Source organism: Pseudogulbenkiania ferrooxidans 2002 (genome assembly GCF_000174355.1).
GTDB lineage: Bacteria > Pseudomonadota > Gammaproteobacteria > Burkholderiales > Chromobacteriaceae > Pseudogulbenkiania > Pseudogulbenkiania ferrooxidans.
Genome location: NZ_ACIS01000002.1, coordinates 393,763 through 412,780, shown reverse-complemented (window position 1 = coordinate 412,780; position 19,018 = coordinate 393,763). Strand labels below are relative to the sequence as shown.

Here is a 19,018-nt window from a genome sequence, read left to right as displayed (position 1 = left end):
AATGGGTTTTAGTCGGCCCAGCTCGCGCCGCGCTGGCCGGCGCGCGCGCGGGTCTGCGCCAGCGCCGCCAGCCGCACCGCGACGTTGGCCGCGCCGTACTGCTGGTAGCCGCCGCGCCGTTCGATGATCTCGAAGAAGAAGCGTTCCTCGAATGGCTCGGTGTAAACGTGCAAGAGCTCGCCGCCCTCCGGGTCGCGGTCGTACAGCACGTTGGCGGCGGCGATCCGTGCGATGAACTCCGGCTCCAGGTCGAAGCGCGCGGCGAGGTCGTCGTAGTAGTTGCGCGGAATCTCCAAGAGCGGCAGGCCGGCTTTGCGCGCCGCCGCCACCGCCGCGAAGATGTCGTCGGCGGCGAAGGCGACGTGCTGCAGGCCGGAGCCGCGGTAGGTCGAGACCGAGCGGGCGATGGCGGTGTTGCGGTTTTCCGAGATGTTGAGCGGGATGCGGATGGTGCGGTCGGCGCTGCGCAGCACGCGGCTCTTCACCAGGCCGTACGGATCGGGCAGCACCCACTCGTGCTCGGCTTCGAAGCCGTACACGGCGCGGAAATACAGCGACCAGGTATCCAGCGTTTCGGCCGGCAGGCCGAGCGCAAAGTGATCGATGGCCGACAGCGTGGTACGTGCCGCGGCGGCAACGCCGCCCGGCAGCGGATCGAAGTCGCTGTCGTAGATCGAACGGCCGTCCAGGCCCTTGTCCACCAGGTATTGCAGGCTGCCGTCCGGGGCGCGCACCGCCGGAATCTGGCGCTCGTTGGGGCCGACGCGGCTTTCGAACGGGCGGGCGCGGTACAGCTTGGCGCGCTCCAGCGCGGCGCGGCTGTCGTCGACGCGGAACGCCGCCGCGCACAGCGAGGGGCCGTGGGCGACGAAGAAGGCGTGGGCGAACGAGTCCGGCTCGGCGTTGAGAATCAGGTTGACGCTGCCGTGGCGGTAGAGGTCGACGTTCTTCGATTTGTGGCGCGCGGCATGGGAGAAGCCGAGCTTCTGGAACCACTTGGCGAGGCGGCGCGCGGCGTCGTCGTCGACGGCGAATTCGAGGAACTCCACGCCGTCGAAGCGGGACGGCGCGGGCGGGGCGAACAGCGCCTCGGCGCTTTTCGCGCTCTCGAGGTTGGCCGAAGACGCCTGCAGTGCCTGGCGCGTGGTTTCTTCCAGGTACAGCAGCGAGCGCAGGCCGTCGGCCGCGGTGACGCGGGTCGGCGCGGCGCGGAAGCCGTCGTTGAAGATTTCCAGCGACAGCGGGCCGGAGTAGCCGCTTTGCAGGATCGGGGCGAGGAAGGCCGGCAGGTCGAATTCGCCCTGGCCGGGGAAGCAGCGGAAGTGGCGGCTCCATTCCATGACATCCATCGCCAGCACCGGGGCGTCGGCCATCTGCAGGAACACGATCTTGTCGCCGGGAATTTCGGCCAGCCGCGACAGGTCGTCCTTGATCGACAGGGTGTGGAAGCTGTCGAGGATGATGCCGAGGTTGGGGTGGTCGACCGCCTTCACGATGTCCCACACGTGGCGGTAGGAGTTGACGTAACGCCCCCAGGCCAGCGCCTCGTAGCCGACCAGGATGCCGCGCTTGGCGGCGCGTTCGGCCAACTGGTGCAGGTCGTCGGCGATCACGGCGTCGTCACGGATCACGTCGGGCTGCACGCTGCTGCATACCAGGATGCGGTCGGTGCCGAGCTCCTGCATCAGGTCGAACTTGCGCTCGGCGCGGTCGAGGTTGTGCTGCAGCTTGTCGCGCCGGCCGCCCTCGAAGTCGCGGAACGGCTGGAACAGCATGATCTTGAGCCCGAGGTCGTCGCAGAGGCGCTTGGCGTCGCGCGGCGAGCCCTCGAAGTACAGCAGGTCGTTCTCGAAAATCTCCACGCCGTCGAACCCGGCGGCGGCGATCGCCTCGAGCTTCTCCGGCAGCGTGCCGCTCAGCGACACCGTGGCAATGGAATGCTGCATGGTCGGTCCTCACAAGAAATGAGCGTATTTCTCTGAACCCGTTCCCGATCTTGCTGCGCATCCCCGATCGGGGCTCATGTGCTCTGCGTGCCAATCTTCGATTGGCTCAGCGATCGGAAATCCTCATGGACTCCATGTCCATTCCGGTTCCTGCGCTGCGCGTCACCCCGCTGAGGGCTGCCCGCGACAGATCGTGAACAGATTCTCAGGATAGTCTCCGCCTTCGCCGAGGTGGAGTTTTGTTCGATAGTCGATTATATGTTCTGTATTCGGACAATTGCTATAGCTTTGTGCGTGGCCCGCGAACGTGTCGTTTTCACCTCGAGGCGGGGAGGGGCGAGCGCCACAAGGCCCAGGCGCATTGCCTTTGGCGCCATTTGGGGCGAGCGATGGTCAGAAAAGTTTGTGCGATAGTCGCACTATACTTCGATAATCGCCCTTGACGCTGCGGATGGCGAACCCTACATTGTGTTCATTAATAGACGCAATGTTCGGTCAGCGCCCGTTCGTGATTGGCGCCGCCTGGCCGGGCATGTTCATCAACCCGAGCAAAGGATCCCGCCCTCTTATAGAAGGGTGGGACGGGAGCGAGACCATGATCGACAAGACCGTTGCCTCCCTTGAGGAGGCGGTGGCCGGCATCTTCGACGGTGCCACCGTGATGATCGGCGGCTTCGGCACGGCGGGGCAGCCGGCCGAGCTGATCGATGCGCTGATCGCGCAGGGCGCGAAAGACCTCACCATCGTCAACAACAACGCCGGCAACGGTGACATCGGGCTGGCCGCGCTGTTGAACGCCCGCCGCGTCAAGAAGATCATCTGCTCGTTCCCGCGTCAGGCCGATTCGCACGTGTTCGACGCGCTCTACCGCGCCGGCGAGATCGAGCTGGAACTGGTGCCGCAGGGCAACCTCGCCGCGCGCATCCAGGCCGCCGGCGCCGGTCTTGGCGCCATCTTCACCCCGACCGGCTACGGCACGCTGTTGGCCGAAGGCAAGGAAACGCGCGAGATCGACGGCAAGCACTACGTGCTGGAATACCCGATCAAGGCCGACTTCGCGCTGATCAAGGCGCTGAAGGGCGATCGCTGGGGCAACCTGATCTACCGCAAGGCGGCGCGCAACTTCGGCCCGATCATGGCGACGGCGGCTGCCGTCACCATCGCGCAGGTGTCCGAAATCGTGCCCTTGGGCGCCCTGGACCCCGAAGTCATCGTGACCCCGGGCATTTTCGTGCAGCGCGTCGTCGCCATCGGCAACGCCGTGGCGCAAGCGGCGTAAAGGAGTAGCGACATGAACAAACTCACCCGCGACCAGATGGCCGAGCGCGTTGCCCGCGACATCCCCGAAGGCTCCTACGTCAACCTCGGCATCGGCCTGCCGACCAAGGTGGCCAACTACCTGCCGAAAGAGCGCGAAATCTTCCTGCACAGCGAGAACGGCTTGCTCGGCATGGGCGAAGCGCCCGAACCGGGCGAAGAGGACCCGGAACTGATCAACGCCGGCAAGGAGCCGGTGACGCTGCTCGAAGGCGGCAGCTTCTTCCACCACGGCGACTCGTTCGCGATGATGCGTGGCGGCCACCTCGACATCTGCGTGCTGGGCGCCTTCCAGGTATCGGCCAGCGGCGACCTGGCCAACTGGCACACCGGCGCACCGGGCGCGATCCCGGCGGTCGGCGGAGCAATGGACCTGGCGGTCGGTGCCAAGCAGGTGTTCGTGATGATGGACCTGCTCACCAAAACCGGCGAGAGCAAGCTGGTCGAGGCGTGCAGCTATCCGCTGACCGGCGTGGGCTGCGTCGACCGCATCTACACCGACGTGGCCGTCATCGACGTCACCCCGGACGGCCTGGTAGTGCGTGAACTGGTCGAAGGCAACAGCTTCGACGAGCTGCAGCGCATCGTCCCGGTTCCCCTCAAGATGGCCTCGCTGGCCGCCGCCGCATAAGGACCACCATGGAAAACGCCTACATCTGCGACGCCATCCGCACCCCGTTCGGCCGCTACGGCGGCACCCTGTCCTCGGTGCGCGCCGACGACCTCGGCGCCTTGCCGATCAAGGCCCTGATCGAGCGCAACCCCAACGTCGACTGGGGCGCCATCGACGACGTGATCTACGGTTGCGCCAACCAGGCCGGCGAAGACAACCGCAACGTGGCGCGCATGGCGTCGCTGCTGGCCGGCCTGCCGCAAGACGTGCCGGGCAGCACCGTCAACCGCCTGTGCGGCTCCAGCCTGGACGCCATCGGCATCGCCGCGCGCGCCATCAAGAGCGGCGAGACCAGCCTGATGATCGCCGGCGGCGTCGAGAGCATGAGCCGCGCCCCGTACGTGATGGGGAAGGCCGACACCGCCTTCTCGCGCAACATGAAGATCGAGGACACCACCATCGGCTGGCGCTTCGTCAACCCGCTGATGAAGGCGCAGTACGGCGTCGATTCAATGCCGGAAACCGCCGAGAACGTGGCGGTCGATTTCGCCGTCAGCCGCGCCGACCAGGACGCCTTCGCGCTGCGCAGCCAGCAGCGCTACGCCGCCGCGCACGAGGCCGGCCGCTTTGCCGACGAGCTGATCCCGGTCACCATCGCCCAGAAGAAGGGTGATCCGATCGTGTTCGCCAAGGACGAGCATCCGCGTGCCACCACGCCGGAAGCGCTGGCTAAGCTGAAGGGTGTGGTGCGTCCGGACGGTTCCGTGACCGCCGGCAACGCCTCCGGCGTCAACGACGGCGCCTGCGCGCTGCTGCTGGCCAACGAAGCCGCCGCCGGCCGCTACGGCCTGACCCCGCGCGCGCGCATCGTGGCTATGGCCACCGCCGGCGTGGCGCCGCGCATCATGGGCTTCGGCCCGGCTCCGGCCATCCGCAAGGTGCTGGCCAAGGCTGGTCTGACGCTGGACCAGATCGACCTGATCGAACTGAACGAAGCCTTCGCCGCCCAGGCACTGGCGGTGACCCGCGACCACGGCCTCGCCGACGACGACGCCCGCGTCAACCCGAACGGCGGCGCCATCGCCATCGGCCACCCGCTCGGTGCCTCCGGCGCGCGCCTGGTGACCACGGCAGCCTACCAGTTGGCCCGCACCGGCGGCCGTTACGCGCTGTGCACCATGTGCATCGGCGTGGGGCAGGGCATCGCGCTGATCATCGAACGGGTATGATGTTTAGGGCGAAAGCCCGTTGAAACGACGCCGACAGGCTCGCCCAAACCGGTCGGGCCTGTCGGCTTTTTCAAGGAAAGCCAAGAATGAAACTCCTGGACCCCTTGTTCCGGGGTAGCGCATGCCAGGCCGTCTTCAGCGACGCCGCCACGGTGCAGGGCATGCTCGACTTCGAGGCGGCGCTGGCGCGTGCCGAAGCGGCGGTCGGCGTGATTCCGCCGGCCGCGGTGCCGGCGATCGAGGCGGCCTGCCGTGCCGAGCGGCTGGACCTGGATGGCATCGCCGCCGACGCCGCGCGCGCCGGCAACCTGGCGATTCCCCTGGTCAAGCACCTGACGGCGCGGGTGAAGGCCGACGACGCGGCCGCGGCGCGCTTCGTGCACTGGGGCGCCACCAGCCAGGACGCCATCGATAGCGGCTTCGTGTTGCAATTGAAGCAGGCGCTGCTCGCTGTCGAGGCCGATCTGGATCGACTGATCGCGGCGCTGGCGCGGCGCGTGGCCGAGCACCGCCACACCGTGATGGTCGGGCGCACCTGGATGCAGCACGCGCTGCCCACCACTTTCGGGCTCAAGCTTGCCGGCACCCTCGACGCGCTGCTGCGCCAGCGCGAGCGCCTGGCCGAGCTCAAGCCGCGCGTGCTGGCCGTGCAGTTCGGCGGCGCCGCCGGCACGCTGGCGTCGCTGGGCGATACGGGCCTCGCGGTGGCGCAAAGGTTGGCCGAAGAACTGGAGCTGACCCTGCCCGCCACGCCGTGGCACGGCCAGCGCGACCGCATCGCCGAAGTGGCTGCCTGGTTCGGCTCGCTGACCGGCGTGCTGGGCAAGCTGGCGCGCGACGTGTCGCTCTTGATGCAGACCGACGTGGCCGAAGTGTTCGAGCCGGCTGGGGCCGGGCGGGGCGGTTCGTCGACGATGCCGCACAAGCGCAACCCGGTCAGCTCCGCCATCGTGCTGTCCGCCGCCGTGCGCGTGCCGGCACTGGTCGGCACGGTGTTTTCGGCGATGGTGCAGGAACACGAGCGCGGCCTCGGCGGCTGGCACGCCGAATGGGAAGCGCTGCCCGAGCTGATCGGGCTGTCGGCCGGCGCCCTGGCGGTGAGCGCCGAACTGGTCGAAGGCATGGAAGTGCGCGCCGACACCATGCGCGCCAATCTCGACAAGACCGGCGGCCTGATCATGGCCGAGGCGGTGACGATGGCACTGGGCGAGCCGCTTGGTCGGCTCGAAGCACACAAGCTGATCGAAGCCAAGTGCCGCGAGGCGAGCGAGCAGGGCCGTCACCTCAAGGCGGTGCTGGCGGAAGACGAACGCGTCCTCGCCCACCTGAGCCTGACCGACCTCGACCGTCTGCTCGACCCGCTCAACGCCGTCGGCGTGGCCGACGCTTTCATCCAACGCGTCCTCGAACGTGCCGGAGATCACTAGATGCCTTACCTCGATATCGACAACACCCGCTTCCACTACCGTTTCGACGGCCCGGCCGACGCGCCGGTGCTGGTCTTCTCCAACTCGCTCGGCACCACCCTCGATATGTGGCAGCCGCAGGTCGACGCCTTCGCCCAGCACTTCCGCGTGCTGCGCTACGACAGCCGCGGCCATGGCGGCAGCGACGTGGGCACGACACCGTACACCCTGGAGCGCCTTGGTCGTGACGTGGTCGCGTTGCTCGACGGGCTCGGCATCGAGCGCGCGCATTTCTGCGGCATCTCGATGGGGGGCCTGACCGGGCAATGGCTCGGCGTTTACGCCCCGGAGCGTCTGGGCAAGCTGGTGGTGTGCAACACCGCCGCGCGCATCGGCACTGCCGAGGGCTGGCAGTCGCGCGCCGCGCTGGTGCGTGAGCAAGGCATGGCCGAAGTGGCCGCCGGCGCCGCCGGGCGCTGGTTCACCCCTGGTTTCGTCGCGGCCCAGCCGACGGTGGTCGAGGCGCTGATCGCCCAGTTGCGCAACTCGCCGCCGCAAGGCTACGCCGGCTGCTGCGAGGCACTGGCCGACGCCGACCTGCGCGAGGTCATCGCCACCATCCCGGTGCCGACGCTGTCGGTGGGCGGCCGCTTCGACCCGGTGACCACCCCGCTCGACGCCGACTTCATCGCCAGCCACGTGGCGGGTGCCGCCCGCGTCGACCTCGACGCCTCCCACCTCTCCAACGTCGAGGCCGCCGCCGACTTCAACCGTGCCGTGCTCGATTTCCTGCTCGCCTGAGCCGGCGCAGCGCCCAGAACAAGGAAGATAGCAACATGGACGAAAAAGACCGCTACGAAAACGGGATGACGGTGCGCCGCGCCGTGCTGGGCGACGCCCACGTCGACCGCACCCTGACCAAGCGCAACGACTTCAACACCGAATTCCAGGAGTTCATCACGCGCTACGCCTGGGGCGACATCTGGACCCGCCCCGGCCTGCCGCGCCACAGCCGCAGCCTGATCACCATCGCCATGCTGATCGCGCTCAACCGCGAAGACGAGTTGCGCATGCACCTGAAGGCCGCGTTTAATAACGGCGTGACGCGCGACGAGCTGAAGGAAGTCCTGATGCAGTCCGGCATCTATTGCGGCCTGCCCGCCGCCAACGCCGCCTTCCATCTGGCCGAAGCGGTGTTCGCCGAGATGGAGGCGCAGGGCTAACCGCTCCGGTATCATCGCGTCATGGGAGAAGCCGGGCCTTGTGCCCGGCTTCATTGTCTTTCCGCTCCAAACACCGTCAGAGGAGACGTCATGCCGGAATTCTTGTTCGAGGCCAGCTTCTGGCTCTCGGTGGCGCAGATCGTCGCCATCGACATCCTGCTGGGCGGCGACAACGCCGTGGTGATCGCGCTGGCCTGCCGCAAACTACCCGAAGCGCAGCGCCGCAAAGGCATCCTGTGGGGCGTGGCCGGCGCTGTCGCCCTGCGCATCGTGCTGATCTTCTTCGCGCTGCAGCTCTTGGCTCTGCCCTTGCTGAAGGTGGGGGGCGCGCTGCTGTTGCTGTGGATCGGCGTCAAGCTGCTGCAGCCGGAAGACGACGACGGCCACGCCAACGTCCAAGGCAGCACCCATCTGTTGGGCGCCATCAAGACCATCATCGTGGCCGACGCCGTGATGAGCCTGGACAATGTCATCGCCGTGGCCGGCGCCGCCAAGGGCGAGCTGGGTCTGGTGGCGTTCGGTATCGCCATCAGCATTCCCATCATCGTCTGGGGCAGCCAGTTCGTGCTCAAGCTGATGGACCGCTTCCCGGTGGTGATCACGCTGGGCGCGGCGCTGTTGGGCTGGATCGCCGGCGACATGGTGCTGGGCGACGTGATGGTCAAGCCGTACCTGGCGGACGCACCGCACTGGTTGCACTACCTCTCGGGCTCGGTGGGTGCGGTGCTGGTGGTGGCTGTCGGCACGCAGCTGGCAAAACGCGCTGCCGCCGCACCGCTTAACGAGATTGCGCTGAGCGGCGAGACACCGCGCAGCGGCAAAGACTAATCGGGGGAATCTGTCATGACGATGCGAATTCTGGTGGCACTGGACGGCTCCGAGCCGTCGCTGCGCGCCATCGATTACCTCCTTCGGCTGCATGCCGCCGCGAGCGATCTGGACGTCCATCTGCTCAACGTGCAGATACCGCTCGAATCCGGCCACGTGCGCATGTTCATCAGCCACGAGGATCTGCAGGAGTATTACCGCGAACAAGGCCAGGCGGCGCTCAAGGCCGGGCGCGAGCGGCTGGAACAGGCCGGCGTCCCTTGCACGGTGCACGTCGCGGTGGGGCATAGCGCGCAAACCATCACCCAGTTCGCGCGCGAACGCGGCATCGACACCATCGTCATGGGTTCGCACGGCCACAGCGGGATCGGCCATCTGCTGCTGGGCTCGGTGACGTCGGAAGTGATCCGGCTGGCTGACGTCCCGGTGACCGTGGCGAAGTAGGCGAGCGCCGCCGGCAGCCTGCCGTCTCGATACTGACGAAGCCCCGTCGGGAGCCAACGAGGCATCCGGCGGGGGCTTATTACTGGCCCTTCAGACGCTCGCGTTGCCGCGCCGCCGAATCGCGGATGGTGGCGATCAACTCCTGGGCCGGCATCGACAGCCGGCCCTCGCTTCGCGTCAGCAGCCCCACCGGCTCTTCGGTGCCGCCGGTGGCCAGGGGCAGGCGCGCGAGCAGGCCCCGCTCCAGGTCGTCGCGCACCGCCCCCGCCGAAATGAACCACACGTAATCGAAGCGCAGCGCCATCAGCCGCGCCAGCGACACCGACAAGGTCTCGACCAGGCTCTCGGGCAGGCGCAGGCCGCGCGATTGCAGGAAACTCTCGGTGTTGTGGCGCGGAATCGTGCCCTTGGGTGAGACGATCAGCGGGTAATCGAGCACCGCCTCGAGCGACGGCGGATGGTCGGACTGCAGCGGGTGGCCGGGCCGGGTCACCATGATCATCGGTTCGACGTAGAGTAGTTCGAAGCTCAAACCCACCATCATTTCCGGATCGGCCATGCGGCCGATCGCCAGATCGTATTCGCCCGCCTTGAGGCTGGCCAGCAGCGGGGCGTTGGCGGCGGTCTGCACCTGTACCGAGGTGTGCGGGCGTTGGGCGCGAAACTCGCCCAGCGCCAGCGGCAGCAGGTCGATCGCCACGGTCGGCAGGGCGCCGACTCGCAGCAGGGTCGGCGACGGGGCGTCATGCTTGCTCACGGCGCGCCCCGCCGCGCCCAGGGTGTCGAGCACCGCGACCGCATGCACCAGAAACGCCTCGCCGTCTTGCGTCAGCGTGGCACCCAGGCGCCCGCGTTCGAACAGCCGCGCGCCGGCGATCTCCTCCAGCTCGGCCAGGGTCTTCGAGACCGCCGGCTGGCTCAACATCAGGCGTGCCGCGGCACGTCCCAGGTTCTGCTCCTGGGCCACGGCGACGAAGCAATGCAGGTGGCGCAGCCGGATGCGGCTGGTGAAACGATCCTTTTCCATAGCCCGATGTTATGAAAGAAGCCGTGTCATGGCAATTTCCATGAATTCCGATGCCGGTTTTCGAGGGTAGTGGGTGGCATGGTTGCGTGGACTTGATAAAAACTGAACGTCGTATAAAAATAGATGTCGTCTATATTGTCTTGAGGGTGCCACCATGCCCGGCAACCTGTCCAACTCCGTCGTCCCGACGCCAGACGAACCGTCGGCGGCGCAAACCGGCCGGCGCGAACGCAAGCGCCAGCAACAACTCGACCATCTCGCCGACACCGCCTGGGCCTTGTTCGAGGCAGAAGGCTACGAAGCGGTGACCATGGAGCGCATCGCCGAGGCCGCCGATGTCGCCAAGGGCACCTTGTACAAGCACTTCCCGGTCAAGGAGGCGCTGCTTCGCCATCGCTTCCACCGTGAATTGCGCGAAGGCCAGGCCGGCCTGGCGCCGGTGATCCAGGCCGAAGCGCCCGGCGCGGCCCGCCTGCGCCGGTTCTTCGCGCTGAGCGCCGAGTGGTCGGAACCACACCGCCGCTACCTGCTGCCCTACGTGCAATACCGTCTGGCCGAGCCGCGCCATCCGAACGATGAGCGCCAGCGCAGCGGTCTGGAGCGCATCTTCGCGGCCCTGATCGCCGACGGCCAGGCGGCCGGCTGTTTCCGCCAGGACGTCAGCGCCTCGGTGCTGGCGGTGTACCTCGAATTCCTCTATCTCGCTGCACTGCTGCGCTGGCTGACCGAGGCGGCGCCCTCGCTGCCCGACGAGTTCGAGAGCATGCTCGATGTCTTCTTCGGCGGCCTGGAGGTGCGGGCATGACGGCGGCCATCATCAATGAAGCAGAGAGCCTCGCGCTGGGCGCCACCGCCGTCGGCGGCAAGGCCTGGCAACTCGCGCAGTTGCGCCATTTCGGCCTGCCGGTACCGGATTTCGTCACGATTCCGGCGTGCTGGAGCGAGGCCCGGCACGGCGCGTTTCCGGAGGAACTGGCGTCGCAGCTGGCCTCAACGTTGGCCGAACGGGGCTGGCTCGACCGCCCGCTCGCCGTGCGCTCGTCGGCGGTGGGCGAGGATTCGGCGCTGGCCTCGTTCGCCGGTATCTATCGCTCATGCCTCAATGTGCGTGGCCTGCCTGCGTTGCTGGCGGCCATCGCCGAGGTCTGGAGCTCGCTCGACAGCGAGACGGCAAGCGCCTATCGCCAGGGTATCGGCCAACGGCAGCCGGCAACGATGGCGGTGATCGTGATGCCGCTGCTCGCCGCCGAGGCATCCGGCATCGCGTTCACCTGCGACCCCGTCAGCGGCCGCGAGGATCGCCTGATCGTGCATGCCAACTGGGGGCTGGGCGAGTCGCTGGTGGGCGGCGAGGCAGCGGGCGACGAGTACGTTTTCGCCGAGGATACGAGCGACATCTGGCGCCTGATCGAGCGCCGCCAAGGCAGCAAGGCGACGATGAGCGTGAGCGCTGCGGGCGGGGGCACGGTGCGCGTAGCGGTCCCCGCGAGCAAGGCCTCGGCTTCCGTCTTCGATACCGCGCAAGCCGAAGCGCTGGCCGCCTTGTTGCGAGACGCCGCCGTTGCGCTCGATTTCGTCGCGCCTTTCTACGATCTTGAATGGGTCTGGGACGGCACACGCTTCTGGCTGGCCCAGGCACGGCCGGTGACGCGGCGCCCTCGTCATACCTACGCCGCGCTGCAAGGTCAGCCGGCGATCTGGACGCGCGGCAATACCTGCGAAATCATGCCCGAGCCGCTGCAGCCGATGGACTGGAACTTCTCCCGGCGCGGCGTCAACCACCTGCTGGAGCAGGGCTGGAAGCTCGCCGGCTACCCGCTGTTGCCGGGGGTCCAGCGCGCCGGGCTGTTTCACGGCCGGCTCTACCTTGAAGCGGCCATCCTGCAGTGGGAAGGCTGGGACGCCATTGGACTGACCCCCGAGCATTTCAATGCGTTACTGGGCGGCCATCAGCCGGTGGTTGTCATCACACCACCTACGTTCGGCACCCGGTTGCGGCGCTTGGGGCGCATCCTGCGCTATGCCCTTGGCACCCCAGCCACACGCCGGCGCGGCGAAGCGGCGATCGCCCGGATACGGGCAAGCGCCCGCCAGGCCTTGGGCCAGACGCCACCCTGCAATGCGGAGGGCTGGCGCGAACGGCTTTACCGCCTCAGCAGGCCGGCGCGCGAGGAAGTCGATCTGCTGTTCCTGCAAGGCTCGGGGGGCGGCAGCCTGTCCCTCTTGGTCGAGACACTGGAAAAAACCTTCCCTGGCGAAGGAGCGGCGCTCGGCGCCGCCCTGCTGGCGGGAGGCGACGCCAGTGTCACGGCGCAGCAGGGCTACGCCTTGCTGGCGCTGGCGCGCCTGGCGGCCCGCTGTGGCCACCGCCCGCAGGACCACCCCGAGTTTGCCCGCGCTTTCGCCGCCTTTCTCGACGAGTACGGTCATCGCGGTCATTACGAGACCTATATCGGCTCGCCGCGCTGGCGCGAACAGCCCGAGACGATTCTCGAACAACTCCCGGCGCTGGCCCAGGTCGACGAGAAAGAGATAGCGGCGCGCCAGCAGGCCGCCGCCGACGCGGCCTGGCAACGCCTGCGCCAACATGTGCCGTTGTGGAAAACGCTGTTCATCAAGGGCCTGGTCAAGGCCGCCAATCGCGAATCCAACCAGCGCGAGGCGGCGCGCAGCGCCTTGATCGCCAATCTCGACGCGGTGCGGCACGCCTGGTTGGGCGCCGCCGCCTGGATGCAGTCGCAGGGTTGGCTGCGGGCGGCGGAGGATGTCTTCTGGCTGCTGCCTTCCGAAGCCGAGCGCGCCGCCATGAGCGGGAAGACCCCCGCCGCAGGCCTGCAGGCGCGCATTGCGGCGCGGCAAGCGCTGTTCCGCCAGTGGCAGGCGGAAGAGGCGCCGGAGTTCCTGTTGGTCGAAGCGGCCGGGACGACGCTGCCAGCCAAGACTTCGCCATTGAGCACTAGCGACGGAAGCCATTGTTGGCGCGGCGTCGCCACCGGCACGGGGCGGGTGCAGGGCCGGGCGCGCATTCTGCGCCATCCCTCCGACGGCGGGCGCCTGCAGGCCGGCGAGATTCTAGTCGCGCCATCGACCGATCCCGGCTGGACGCCGCTCTTCCTGAGGGCGGGCGGGCTGGTGGTCGAAACCGGCGGCTACCTTTCGCACGGTGCCATCGTCGCCCGTGAATTCGCCCTGCCGGCCGTGGTCAACCTGCCCGGCATCCTCGATGCCCTGCAGGATGGCGACGAGATCGAAGTCGATGGCCTGAGCGGCGAGGTGCGCCACCTGGGCCGGAATGGGATGGAAAGGTCACCCAGCCAGGCGACGTAACCGGGGGCGGGCTGGTCGTGTCCCGCGTGTCGGGCAGGGCCGCGTGACGCCTTCGGCCAACCTGGCCTTGGAAAAAAGAAGGGGCCGCTGGGCGGCCCCTGAATAACTCGAGGGAGAAACGCGAGTAGGGAGGATCAGACGTCGAAGAACACCGTTTCGTTGTTGCCCTGGATGCGCACGTCGAAGCGGTACACCACTTCACCGTCGCGCTCTTCGCGCTGGGCGATCAGCGTCTTGCGGCGCACTTCCCATTCGATCAGGTTGAGCACCGGGTCCTTGGCGTTGGCTTCGGCTTCATCCGAGAAGTAGATGCGGGTGTTGAGGCCGATGTTGATGCCGCGCGCCACGATCCACAGGTTGATGTGCGGCGCCATGGTGCGGCCGTGGCGGCCCTCGACGGCGCCCGGCTTGATGGTCTCGAAGGTGTAGAGGCCGCTTTCGAAGTCGGAGCAGGCGCGGCCCCAGCCGCGGAAGCTGTCGTCGAGCGGCTTGTCCTGGGTGTCGGCCGGGTGGTTGTAGCGGCCGTCAGCGTTGGCCTGCCAGATTTCCAGCAGCACGTCGCGCAGCGGCGTGCCGGAGCCGTCGATCACGCGGCCTTCGATGCGGATGCGCTCGCCGCGGGTGGCGGGGGTCGTCAGCACGTTGGAGAAGTTGTTCTCGAAGATGTCGAAACCGGCGGCGTGCGGCGCCAGGCCGATGTGCACGTACGGGCCGGCGGTCTGGGAGGCGGTTTCTTTCAGGTAGTTGAGCTGGTTGACCATCATTTCGCCCCCTGGATGCGGTTTTCAAACAACGTGGCACGACGGCCGCGCAGCACGATATCGAAGCGGTACGCCATGCTGTCGAGCTGCACGAAGGCATGGCGGTCGAGCGGGGCGATCAGGGTGCGCACGGCTTCTTCATTGTTGATGGAGCGCACGATCGGGCAGGTGGCGATCAGCGGGTCGCCCTCGAAATACATCTGGGTGATCAGGCGCTGGGCGAAGCCGTCGCCCGACAGCGAGAAGTGGATGTGCGCCGGGCGCCAGTCATTGACGCGGTTGCGCCACGGGTACGGACCGGGCTTGATGGTGCGGAAGAAGTAGTAACCGTTGTCGTCGGTCAGCACGCGGCCGCAGCCGCCGAAGTTGGGGTCGATCGGCGCCAGGTACTGGTCCTTCTTGTGGCGGTAGCGGCCGCCGGCGTTGGCTTGCCACACTTCCACCAGGGAGTTCTTCACCGGGCGGCCGTTCTCGTCGCGCACGAAGCCATGTACGATGATGCGCTCGCCGATCGGCAGGCCGTCCTTGGCGTAGTTCAGGATCAGGTCGTTGTCGAGCGGACCCAGTTCGTCCTGGCGGAACACCGGGCCGGTGATTTCCGACAGCGAGTTCTGCAGCGAAATCAGGGCGTTCTTGGGCGAACGCAGAATGCTGGTCTTGTAGTCGGGCGCGTAAGCGGGCGGGTGCACGCTGCGGTCGCGCTGGTAGAACTCGCCGTACTGATCGCTAGAGCGGTTCATGCATGTCTCCTTGGTAGGTGCCACTATCTTTGTGGTGGGCCAGGTACTGTGTGTTGCCTCACCCTGCTGCCTGGTGTTGCAAATGCTTGATGTGCAGCAAGGTCGGTAGGGAGAGTCTATGTAAGAAACAAGGTTATGGATAATGAGATATTGGCGAATTATCCATAATATTTAATTATGGTTATGTGGCGCAGCGGCGAGGCGCTGCCATCACCGGCCTGTCGACAGTGGCGTGCCGGATGGCATGCCATCCGGGTCTGAGCGGCGAGTGGGGTGCGCGGGCGAGGCTCGGTCAGGCTGCGAGCGTGGTGTGCCAGGAACTGTCGAACTGCTCCACCGGGATCGGCCGGCTGACGAAGTAGCCCTGGGCGATGTCGCAGCCCAGCGTCGCCAGCCGGTTCCAGATGTCGCGGTTTTCCACGCCTTCAGCCACCACGTGCAGCCCCAGGTTGTGCCCCAGGTCGATGGTCGAGCGTACGATCGTGTCCGACTCCTGGTCGGCGATCATGGCGCCAACGAACGACTGGTCGATCTTGATGGTGTCGGCCGGCAGCCGCTGCAGGTAGCTCAGGCTGGAATAGCCGGTGCCGAAGTCGTCCACCGCCAGTTGCACCCCGAGCGCCTTGAGCTGGTTGAGCGTGGCCAGCGCGCCGCCGGGGTCGTCCATCAGGGCGCTTTCGGTCAGTTCGAATTGCAGGTGGGTGGGGTCGATGCCCCAGGTGAGGAACAGGCCGCGGATGCGCTCGGCCAGGCGCGGGTCGAGCAGGTCGCGCGCCGACAGGTTGACCGCCAGCGGGCTGGGGCGCCCGGCCTGTTCCAGCGTGTAGATATGCCGGAAGGCCGCTTCCAGTATCCAATGCGTGAGCGAGGTGATCATGCCGGCCTGCTCCGCCAGCTTGATGAAGAGGTCGGGCTCGACCAGTCCGCGCTCGGGGTGCTGCCAGCGCACCAGCGCCTCGGCGCCGCACAGCTTGCCGGTGTCGAACTGGATCTTGGGCTGGCAGTAGAGGCGAAGCTCGTCATGCTCGATGGCATGGTGCAGTTCGGCGATCAGCGAGACGTGGCGGGTGCATTCTTGTCGAGACTGCCGTTGAAGATGGTGTAGTTCACCGCCGAGTGCAGGGCCTGGCGCGACGCCATGGTGGCACGCCGCATCAGCGCGTCCGGCTCCTGGCCGTGCCCCGGAAACAGCGAGAGTCCGATGCGCAGCCGCGCATCGACCTGGATGCCGGCCACGGTGAGCGGCTCGTCGAACTGGCGCAACAGTCGCAGCGCCTCTTGCGAGGCGCGCTCGGCGTCGGTGTTGGGCTGCAGAATGGCGAACTCGTTATCGCTCACGCGCCCGAGGAAATACCCCTGGTCGATCTGCGGCTGTAGCCGGGCAGCCACCTGCAGCAAGAGTTCGTTGGCCTGCTGGTAGCCCAGTACGTCGTTGATTTCCCGGAACTGGGTGACGTTGAGGATGCCCACGGTGAACGGGCGGAAGGGGGGGCTCGAGGAAGCAATCATGCGCCCGAGCTGTTCGAGAAACAGGGTACGGTTGGGCAGCCCGGTGAGCTGGTCGTAATACGCCATGCGGTGCATGGCCGCTTCGGCCTCCTGGTGGCGCACCCGGCTGCGCAGGGCGCTGATGCCGTAGGCGACGTCTTCGGCCAACTCGCTGAGCACGCGCAACTCTTCCTCGCCGAAAGCGTTGTATTCGCCGGCGACAATACTCAGGTTGCCGCCGATTTCGCCGTCGATCACCAGCGGATAGGCGCTCGCCGCGGCATAGCCGCGCCGTTTTTGTTCCTCGAACAGTGTGGCCAGGGCGGGGTCGTTCAGGACGTCATGCCCGACCTGCGGCTGGCCGGTACGGATGGCGAGGCCGGACGGTGTGGTGCTCTGCTCGGACCAGGTCAAATCGAGCAGTTGCAGGAAGCCGTCTTCGACGCCGGCATGGGCCATCGGGCGAATGGTCTGGTGCTCGTCGTGCTCGATGTAGCCGATCCAGGCCATGCGGTAGCCGCCTTGCTCGACGATGGCGTTGCACATGTCCTGCAGCAAGGTTTGCTCGTCCGGCGCCCGCGCCAGCGCCCGGTTGCCCGCGCTCAGGGTGCGCAGCGCGCGGCACAGGCGGGCGTAGTCGGCCGGGGTGACGCAGCTGGCCCCGATCGCCCCGATCGCATCGTTTCCCGCAACCTTTGGTGTCGTCATGATCTTTGCCTCCAACCATACTTTTCAGTATAGGTGGTGTACGGCTGGGGGCAGGGAGGCGGGCCGGGCCTCGATCCGGGCGGGGCGGTCTACGAAGCGTTCGCGTCCGAATACGACCCCGCCCCTAGATGGCTTACGCCGAATCAGTACTCCAGACTCACATCCGATTTGGCCTTGGTACAGCAAGTGAGCACATAGCCTTCGTCGATTTCTTCCTCCGTGATGCCGCCGTTGTGATTCATCTCCGTCTCTCCCTCCAGCACCCTCACCCGGCAGGTGCCGCAGATGCCCATGCCGCAGGCTTTGGGGATGGTGAGACCGGCACTGGCCGCGGCCGCATGCAGGGTCATCCCGCTCGCCACCTGCACCGACTTGCCGGATTCCTTGAAGCTTACGCAATGAGTGTCCTGTGCGGTCTCTTCGTGTTCGTGGGCCTCGGCCGCATGCTCCTCGGCCCGCAGCCGCACCCTACCAACCGTAGAAGAAGCGCTTTCAGAATCACCCGTGATCTGTGTGTAATGCTTGACTACAGCGTATCAAGTCTGCCCCCAGCATCCAGTTACATTTCCTGCACCCTTTCACTGACTTTTGGTAATGCATCACGAGTGCGGAGTGTTCGCGCAAATGAAGCAGGAGGATGTGGGGTACCTGAAAAGCGTGTATTGACGGGAGATTGCGGACAGGGAAGACCCGCAACCGCCCCACTACAGCGGCATGGAGCGCCAACAACCAGCCTCTCGGGGGACGCCCCGGACTTCCAGTGAGAACTTGACTGGCCTTGGCAAGCGTTGCAATTATCGAACGTAACAAACAGAAAGATGCTCACGATTGTGCAGGGGCATCCGGGTCATCGAAGGGAAAGACTTCACCAGCAAATGGCAATCATTTAAAGCTGCGTGGGAGGGCTATCAAGAATGGATAGTATGGTTATGGGTAACAATCATTTAGTGTCCAAGCAGAATGAAGTAGCAAAGCCATTGTCGGTTGCCTTCATACTCGCGCCTCAGTTCACGCTGAGTGCGTTTTCAAACTTCGTTGATGCGCTGAGGCTGGCAGCAGATGACGGCGACTTTAGCCGGCAGATTCGTTGTAAATGGAAAGTTTTAAGCCATGACAGTCGACCGATTGCCTCCAGTTGTGGCCTGGAGGTGATCCCCACCGCAGGGCTGGAAGATCCAAAGTCATTTGACTATATTGTCGTCGTCGGTGGTCTATTGCACTCCGGGAAGAAAATATCCAATCAATTGCTAAGCTATCTGAAAGGCGCAGCGGAGTTGGATGTGCCGCTTGTGGGTATTTGCACGGGAAGCTTTATATTGGCACGCGCAGGGCTGATGCAAGGCCATAATTGCTGTGTTAGTTGGTTTCACCATCAACATTTTGAGGCCGAATTTCCAAAGCTGCCGGTTAGTTCGGATGAACTATTCATCATAGATGGCAAGAGAATGACGTGTGCCGGCGGGGCGGGGGTAACGCATCTGGCTGCGCATCTCATCGAAAAACACTGTGGAAAATTCGAAGCGGCACGGGCTCTCCGCATTATGCTTGAGGAAATGCCTCTGCCGGCAGCCACTCCTCAGCCACAGCCTGTTTTGACAGAAAAAGTATCGAACCTGGTGGTGCGAAAAGCCATGCTTTTGATTGAGCGCAACCTGAGTAATCCACTGTCAATTGAGGATGTTTCTCGGAAGGTCAATGTCAGCCTTAGGCAGCTCGAAAGATTGTTTCATGTTGAGCTTGGTATGACGCCTGCGTCTTTTTCCTTGAAGCTAAGGTTAAACCACGCCCGGCATTTCTTGCTGAACACCAAGCATCAAATATCTTATATTGCATTCGAGTGTGGATTTATCGGGTCTTCCCATTTTACTCGTTCTTTCAAGGCGGAGTTTGGCATCACTCCGACGGAAATGAGAAATAGAGGGACTGTCAAAATCATGCATCATAGCGGGGGCTGACAATCC

18 protein-coding genes are annotated in these 19,018 nt (G+C 65.8%); 11 read left to right on the top strand and 7 right to left on the bottom strand.

What is annotated here, in order from left to right:
• Window positions 1-8: 8 nt before the first annotated feature.
• Window positions 9-1,946 (bottom strand): bifunctional sugar phosphate isomerase/epimerase/4-hydroxyphenylpyruvate dioxygenase family protein, encoded by a 1,938-nt coding sequence (locus tag FURADRAFT_RS04600; RefSeq protein WP_008952953.1) that lies wholly within the window; start codon window positions 1,944-1,946, stop codon window positions 9-11.
• 595 nt (window positions 1,947-2,541) lie between these two features.
• On the opposite strand from FURADRAFT_RS04600, the gene FURADRAFT_RS04595 reads away from it, so the two are divergent.
• The 8 genes from FURADRAFT_RS04595 to FURADRAFT_RS04560 all read left to right on the top strand — a co-directional run bounded on the left by FURADRAFT_RS04595 (window position 2,542) and on the right by FURADRAFT_RS04560 (window position 9,006).
• Entirely contained in the window at window positions 2,542-3,225 is a 684-nt protein-coding gene (locus FURADRAFT_RS04595) for a 3-oxoacid CoA-transferase subunit A (RefSeq protein ID WP_040652431.1), read from the top strand.
• Between the two features lie 12 nt (window positions 3,226-3,237).
• Window positions 3,238-3,894, top strand: a complete 657-nt coding sequence (locus FURADRAFT_RS04590) for a 3-oxoacid CoA-transferase subunit B (RefSeq protein WP_008952951.1) — start codon at window positions 3,238-3,240, stop codon at window positions 3,892-3,894.
• 8 nt (window positions 3,895-3,902) lie between these two features.
• Entirely contained in the window at window positions 3,903-5,105 is a 1,203-nt protein-coding gene (gene pcaF / locus FURADRAFT_RS04585; RefSeq protein WP_008952950.1) for a 3-oxoadipyl-CoA thiolase, read from the top strand.
• Between the two features lie 86 nt (window positions 5,106-5,191).
• On the top strand, window positions 5,192-6,532 hold the full coding sequence (locus FURADRAFT_RS04580) for a 3-carboxy-cis,cis-muconate cycloisomerase (RefSeq protein WP_008952949.1): 1,341 nt from the start codon (window positions 5,192-5,194) through the stop codon (window positions 6,530-6,532).
• The gene (gene pcaD / locus FURADRAFT_RS04575; RefSeq protein WP_008952948.1) at window positions 6,533-7,312 is read left to right on the top strand and encodes a 3-oxoadipate enol-lactonase; all 780 of its coding nucleotides are present in this window, start codon (window positions 6,533-6,535) and stop codon (window positions 7,310-7,312) included.
• Window positions 7,313-7,347: 35 nt separating this feature from the next.
• Window positions 7,348-7,734, top strand: coding sequence for a 4-carboxymuconolactone decarboxylase (gene pcaC, locus FURADRAFT_RS04570; protein WP_008952947.1), 387 nt, complete (start codon window positions 7,348-7,350; stop codon window positions 7,732-7,734).
• A 90-nt stretch (window positions 7,735-7,824) separates the two neighbouring features.
• Window positions 7,825-8,562 (top strand): TerC family protein, encoded by a 738-nt coding sequence (locus tag FURADRAFT_RS04565; protein ID WP_008952946.1) that lies wholly within the window; start codon window positions 7,825-7,827, stop codon window positions 8,560-8,562.
• 15 nt (window positions 8,563-8,577) lie between these two features.
• A complete protein-coding gene (locus FURADRAFT_RS04560) occupies window positions 8,578-9,006 on the top strand; it encodes a universal stress protein (RefSeq protein WP_008952945.1) in 429 nt (142 codons plus the stop codon).
• Between the two features lie 79 nt (window positions 9,007-9,085).
• Here the strand turns inward: FURADRAFT_RS04560 and FURADRAFT_RS04555 are convergent, their stop codons facing one another.
• Window positions 9,086-10,033, bottom strand: a complete 948-nt coding sequence (locus FURADRAFT_RS04555) for a LysR substrate-binding domain-containing protein (protein WP_008952944.1) — start codon at window positions 10,031-10,033, stop codon at window positions 9,086-9,088.
• A gap of 154 nt (window positions 10,034-10,187) precedes the next feature.
• Between FURADRAFT_RS04555 and FURADRAFT_RS04550 the strand changes: the two genes are divergently transcribed.
• Together FURADRAFT_RS04550 and FURADRAFT_RS04545 are read left to right on the top strand one after the other, a co-directional pair.
• A complete protein-coding gene (locus FURADRAFT_RS04550; RefSeq protein ID WP_008952943.1) occupies window positions 10,188-10,838 on the top strand; it encodes a TetR/AcrR family transcriptional regulator in 651 nt (216 codons plus the stop codon).
• Window positions 10,835-13,360, top strand: coding sequence for a PEP/pyruvate-binding domain-containing protein (locus FURADRAFT_RS04545; protein WP_008952942.1), 2,526 nt, complete (start codon window positions 10,835-10,837; stop codon window positions 13,358-13,360). Before FURADRAFT_RS04550 ends, FURADRAFT_RS04545 begins: the two co-directional genes overlap by 4 nt.
• Before the next feature lie 134 nt (window positions 13,361-13,494).
• Here the strand turns inward: FURADRAFT_RS04545 and pcaG are convergent, their stop codons facing one another.
• The 5 genes from pcaG to FURADRAFT_RS04525 all read right to left on the bottom strand — a co-directional run bounded on the left by pcaG (window position 13,495) and on the right by FURADRAFT_RS04525 (window position 17,524).
• A complete protein-coding gene (pcaG, locus tag FURADRAFT_RS04540) occupies window positions 13,495-14,124 on the bottom strand; it encodes a protocatechuate 3,4-dioxygenase subunit alpha (protein ID WP_008952941.1) in 630 nt (209 codons plus the stop codon).
• On the bottom strand, window positions 14,121-14,861 hold the full coding sequence (pcaH, locus tag FURADRAFT_RS04535) for a protocatechuate 3,4-dioxygenase subunit beta (protein ID WP_008952940.1): 741 nt from the start codon (window positions 14,859-14,861) through the stop codon (window positions 14,121-14,123). The genes pcaG and pcaH overlap by 4 nt, the downstream gene beginning before the upstream one ends.
• Window positions 14,862-15,153: 292 nt before the next feature.
• The gene (locus tag FURADRAFT_RS20800; RefSeq protein WP_236261544.1) at window positions 15,154-15,852 is read right to left on the bottom strand and encodes a putative bifunctional diguanylate cyclase/phosphodiesterase; all 699 of its coding nucleotides are present in this window, start codon (window positions 15,850-15,852) and stop codon (window positions 15,154-15,156) included.
• 59 nt (window positions 15,853-15,911) lie between these two features.
• Window positions 15,912-17,057, bottom strand: coding sequence for a sensor domain-containing diguanylate cyclase (locus FURADRAFT_RS20795; RefSeq protein ID WP_008952938.1), 1,146 nt, complete (start codon window positions 17,055-17,057; stop codon window positions 15,912-15,914).
• 143 nt (window positions 17,058-17,200) lie between these two features.
• On the bottom strand, window positions 17,201-17,524 hold the full coding sequence (locus FURADRAFT_RS04525; protein WP_008952937.1) for a 2Fe-2S iron-sulfur cluster-binding protein: 324 nt from the start codon (window positions 17,522-17,524) through the stop codon (window positions 17,201-17,203).
• A 447-nt stretch (window positions 17,525-17,971) separates the two neighbouring features.
• Here FURADRAFT_RS04525 and FURADRAFT_RS20065 point away from each other — a divergent pair, with 447 nt between their 5' ends.
• Window positions 17,972-19,012 (top strand): GlxA family transcriptional regulator, encoded by a 1,041-nt coding sequence (locus FURADRAFT_RS20065; RefSeq protein WP_008952936.1) that lies wholly within the window; start codon window positions 17,972-17,974, stop codon window positions 19,010-19,012.
• Window positions 19,013-19,018: the final 6 nt, after the last annotated feature.

Excerpts from the sequence above, each read along its gene's own strand:
- FURADRAFT_RS04600 (WP_008952953.1), bottom strand. The coding sequence starts at position 1,946 with ATGCAGCATTCCATTGCCACGGTGTCGCTGAGCGGCACGCTGCCGGAG.
- FURADRAFT_RS04595 (WP_040652431.1), top strand. The coding sequence starts at position 2,542 with ATGATCGACAAGACCGTTGCCTCCCTTGAGGAGGCGGTGGCCGGCATC.
- FURADRAFT_RS04590 (WP_008952951.1), top strand. The coding sequence starts at position 3,238 with ATGAACAAACTCACCCGCGACCAGATGGCCGAGCGCGTTGCCCGCGAC.
- pcaF (WP_008952950.1), top strand. The coding sequence starts at position 3,903 with ATGGAAAACGCCTACATCTGCGACGCCATCCGCACCCCGTTCGGCCGC.
- FURADRAFT_RS04580 (WP_008952949.1), top strand. The coding sequence starts at position 5,192 with ATGAAACTCCTGGACCCCTTGTTCCGGGGTAGCGCATGCCAGGCCGTC.
- pcaD (WP_008952948.1), top strand. The coding sequence starts at position 6,533 with ATGCCTTACCTCGATATCGACAACACCCGCTTCCACTACCGTTTCGAC.
- pcaC (WP_008952947.1), top strand. The coding sequence starts at position 7,348 with ATGGACGAAAAAGACCGCTACGAAAACGGGATGACGGTGCGCCGCGCC.
- FURADRAFT_RS04565 (WP_008952946.1), top strand. The coding sequence starts at position 7,825 with ATGCCGGAATTCTTGTTCGAGGCCAGCTTCTGGCTCTCGGTGGCGCAG.
- FURADRAFT_RS04560 (WP_008952945.1), top strand. The coding sequence starts at position 8,578 with ATGACGATGCGAATTCTGGTGGCACTGGACGGCTCCGAGCCGTCGCTG.
- FURADRAFT_RS04555 (WP_008952944.1), bottom strand. The coding sequence starts at position 10,033 with ATGGAAAAGGATCGTTTCACCAGCCGCATCCGGCTGCGCCACCTGCAT.
- FURADRAFT_RS04550 (WP_008952943.1), top strand. The coding sequence starts at position 10,188 with ATGCCCGGCAACCTGTCCAACTCCGTCGTCCCGACGCCAGACGAACCG.
- FURADRAFT_RS04545 (WP_008952942.1), top strand. The coding sequence starts at position 10,835 with ATGACGGCGGCCATCATCAATGAAGCAGAGAGCCTCGCGCTGGGCGCC.
- pcaG (WP_008952941.1), bottom strand. The coding sequence starts at position 14,124 with ATGATGGTCAACCAGCTCAACTACCTGAAAGAAACCGCCTCCCAGACC.
- pcaH (WP_008952940.1), bottom strand. The coding sequence starts at position 14,861 with ATGAACCGCTCTAGCGATCAGTACGGCGAGTTCTACCAGCGCGACCGC.
- FURADRAFT_RS20795 (WP_008952938.1), bottom strand. The coding sequence starts at position 17,057 with ATGACGACACCAAAGGTTGCGGGAAACGATGCGATCGGGGCGATCGGG.
- FURADRAFT_RS20065 (WP_008952936.1), top strand. The coding sequence starts at position 17,972 with ATGGATAGTATGGTTATGGGTAACAATCATTTAGTGTCCAAGCAGAAT.